Annotated in this window: 4 protein-coding genes; all 4 read left to right on the top strand. The window is 60.3% G+C overall.

The features are described 5' to 3' along the window. Positions 1 to 618, top strand: a 618-nt coding sequence (locus tag ACESL9_RS17730; protein WP_372675396.1) for a type I-E CRISPR-associated protein Cse1/CasA, incomplete at its 5' end; no start/stop codon positions are given. Continuing rightward, complete coding sequence (gene casB, locus ACESL9_RS17735; protein ID WP_372675397.1) at positions 615 to 1,091, top strand: type I-E CRISPR-associated protein Cse2/CasB; 477 nt, start codon at positions 615 to 617, stop codon at positions 1,089 to 1,091. The genes ACESL9_RS17730 and casB, both read left to right, overlap by 4 nt. Beyond that, positions 1,088 to 2,161: a type I-E CRISPR-associated protein Cas7/Cse4/CasC gene (gene cas7e / locus ACESL9_RS17740; RefSeq protein WP_372675398.1), complete on the top strand. Its 1,074-nt coding sequence runs from the start codon at positions 1,088 to 1,090 to the stop codon at positions 2,159 to 2,161. Before casB ends, cas7e begins: the two co-directional genes overlap by 4 nt. After that, on the top strand, positions 2,158 to 2,844 hold the full coding sequence (cas5e, locus tag ACESL9_RS17745) for a type I-E CRISPR-associated protein Cas5/CasD (protein WP_372675399.1): 687 nt from the start codon (positions 2,158 to 2,160) through the stop codon (positions 2,842 to 2,844). Before cas7e ends, cas5e begins: the two co-directional genes overlap by 4 nt. Positions 2,845 to 2,962 lie beyond the last annotated feature (118 nt).

The following is a 2,962-nucleotide window of genomic DNA, read 5'->3' on the forward strand; positions in this document are numbered from 1 at the left end:
ACATTCGGATATCGCCACTGGCTGGGTGTTCTGGCCCAAGCGAATGACGCCGAATTGGCGCAAAGAGCGACCTGCCTGGAAATCTGGGAAAACGAGCGTTCAAGTCAGCGACCTGCGGATATAATTGTGGCCGGATGGGCGATGGACAAGATGAAACCCCGTGATTTTGTCTATTCTGTTCAGCCGTTCATTGAACTTTCCGAGGACAGCCGGCTTGTTCTCGCCGGGCTGGTTGATGCCGCTGAAAATGCGGCCGTCGCGTTGCGCGGTGCATTGACACCGATCATGGCCGAGGGCGAGGCACGAGAGGCCGAGAGAGAAGCCTTCTATACAGTCACCGAACCGGCATTCCTTGCCTGTCTGGAGACACTGAAATGCGGAGGTGACCCTTCAAAGGTTTGCGAGGGCTGGCGTGCCGATCTTCGGTCCGAGGCCCTGCGCCGGTTTGATGCCCTGGCTCTGCCAGCACTGGATCAGCGGGACACCACCGAGATTCAGAAAATCGTGACAGCGCGCCGGAACCTGACGAGGACATTCGCGGGGCATGGGAAATATGGCAAAAACCTCTATCAGGCACTGGGACTGGACCTCCATTCAACGAAAGGAAAAGCGGCATGAGCGACACCGGAAAGACAATCCTTTCGTGGTGGCGCAAGGCGCTCGACCGCGAAACCGCACGAGGCCGGGCGCTTTCGGCCAAATTGCGGCGCGCGACCCCGGTCGAGGTTTTATGCGAACCCGAGGTGCACAACCTTGCGCAGTATCTGGGAACACGGGATGCAGCGCGGCTCGTCCGCGTCGTCACGGTTCTGGCCGAAGTACGCGAAAACAGCGCGGCCCCTTTGGCGCAAGTTATCGGCGGGGCTGATCCGGTTCTGTCTCATCTGCGCTTTCAGCGCCTGATGCGGTCAAAAGATGATGAATTGGTCAGTGGCTTACGCCGCACCATCCGAATGGCAGGCCACACCTGCAATGTTGCGGCCTTGGGCGAGGATCTCATGTTCTGGGGCGAACGCACACGTACGCGCTGGTGTTTCCAGTATTTCGGCGCAGATGCGCCCAGACAGATTTCCGGGGAGAAAGTCGAATGACCACCTTTGTTCAATTTCACGTGCTGACCAAATACGGCCCATCAAATCCCAATCGCGACGATCAGGGCCGCCCCAAACAGGCGAATGTCGGCGGTGCGCCCCGCCTGCGCCTGTCGTCGCAATCAGTGAAGCGTGCAATTCGTGAAAGTGCCTTTTTCGCCCTGGATCTGGCCGATCATCGAGGGACACGCACAAAGCGTCTGTTCGAGGGACTGCGAGAGACCTTGGTCGCGGAAGGGGCCGATGCTGGTGAGGCAGTCAAGGCAGCGGAACAGGTGGCGACAATTTTCGGCAAGCTGGAAGCGCCGGACAAAAAGACCCCAGAAAAGAAGATCGGAACGACGCTTGCGTTCATCTCACCCGACGAGTGGAAACTGGCTGAGGAACTTGCCCGGAAAGTGCTTGCTGGTGAAGATCTGCCCAAGGACAAGGAACTCAGGAAGCTGGTCCTGCGCAAGGCAGATGGCGCGATCGATATTGCCATGTTCGGACGTATGCTGGCGGATAATGCCGATTTCAACCGCGACGCGGCGGTTCAGGTTAGCCATGCGATCACGACCCACACAGCCATGGCCGAAGATGACTGGTATTCCGCCGTCGATGATCTGAACAAGGCCGAGGACAGCGGTGCCGGACATCTTGGCGAAAGCGGGTTCGGGTCCGGCATCTACTACCAATATGTCTGTGTGAATGCCGATCTTCTGGTCGAGAACCTGAACGGGGATCGCGACCTTGCTGCCAAGGGGATTGAGGCCCTCGCCCGTGCCCTCGCCGTGGCCACGCCGACCGGCAAACAGAACAGCTTTGCTCACCGTCCGCGAGCCTATTACATCCGCGCCGAAACGGGATCCCAGCAGCCTCGCGACCTTACCGGTGCCTTCTTCGCACCGGTAAAGGCGCAGCCGTGGGAGGAAACCTCCGTGCAGGAGCTGGAGCGAGCTGTCGAAACCATCGACCTGGCGTATGGTCCGGCCTATGCGCAGCACGCGGTGATGAACGTTCCGGCAGGTAGCGGCACGCTTGATGACATCGCCGCATTCGGAGCGCGCGCGGCAAAGGCGGGTACATGACCGAATATCTCGTCTTTACCCTGTCGGCGACGATCGGCGCGATGGGCGACTTGGCGGGCCATGAGCGGCGCGGATCCCAGCTATGGCCGGGACGCTCGGCGGTGACCGGATTGCTTGGCGCTGCATTGGGATTGCGCCGTGAGGACGATTTTTCCGACCTCGATGCGCTTGGATTGGCCGTGGCCCCGTTCGTCACAGGCGTCGAGCATGTTTTTCGCGATTATCACACCGTCGAAACCGTGCCCTCGGCGAAGGCAAGACGTCCGAATTCCCGTCCCGAAGCCCTGCGCATCGCCGGACGCGACACTAACACCACCATCACCTTGCGGGATTATCGTACCGGCTCGCTGTTCGGAGTAGCCCTGTGGGGTGGAGAGTTGGAACCTCTTCGCGCGGCGTTGGTCGAGCCCGTCTTCACGCTTTATTTCGGGCGCAAGTCTTGCCCGCTATCTGCGCCTGTCGCGCCGCGGATCGTCACGGCGAACTCTCCAGAGGATGCGTTGGCACATGTGCAACTTCCGAGATGGCGTGCCGGGGCTGTCGCAGTCCACTTGATGACCGATGCCGAAGACGGCGACACCCATGTCGAAACCCGCCATGATCAAGCCTTGGATCGTAGCAAATGGCACTTTGCCGCACGCCGGGTGGCGCATCGCCCGGTCGATATCCGACCGGAGTGCTAACATGTACATGTCCCGCGCTACACTGTCGCGAGAACCCTCCGTACAGGCCCTGAACGCCTTGCTACTGCCGCAGAATGCCGGGGCCCGGACGGATGCGCAGCACCGCCTTCTGTGGACA

The sequence above is a fragment of the Aquicoccus sp. genome (assembly GCF_041686535.1).
Classification (GTDB): Bacteria; Pseudomonadota; Alphaproteobacteria; order Rhodobacterales; family Rhodobacteraceae; genus Aquicoccus.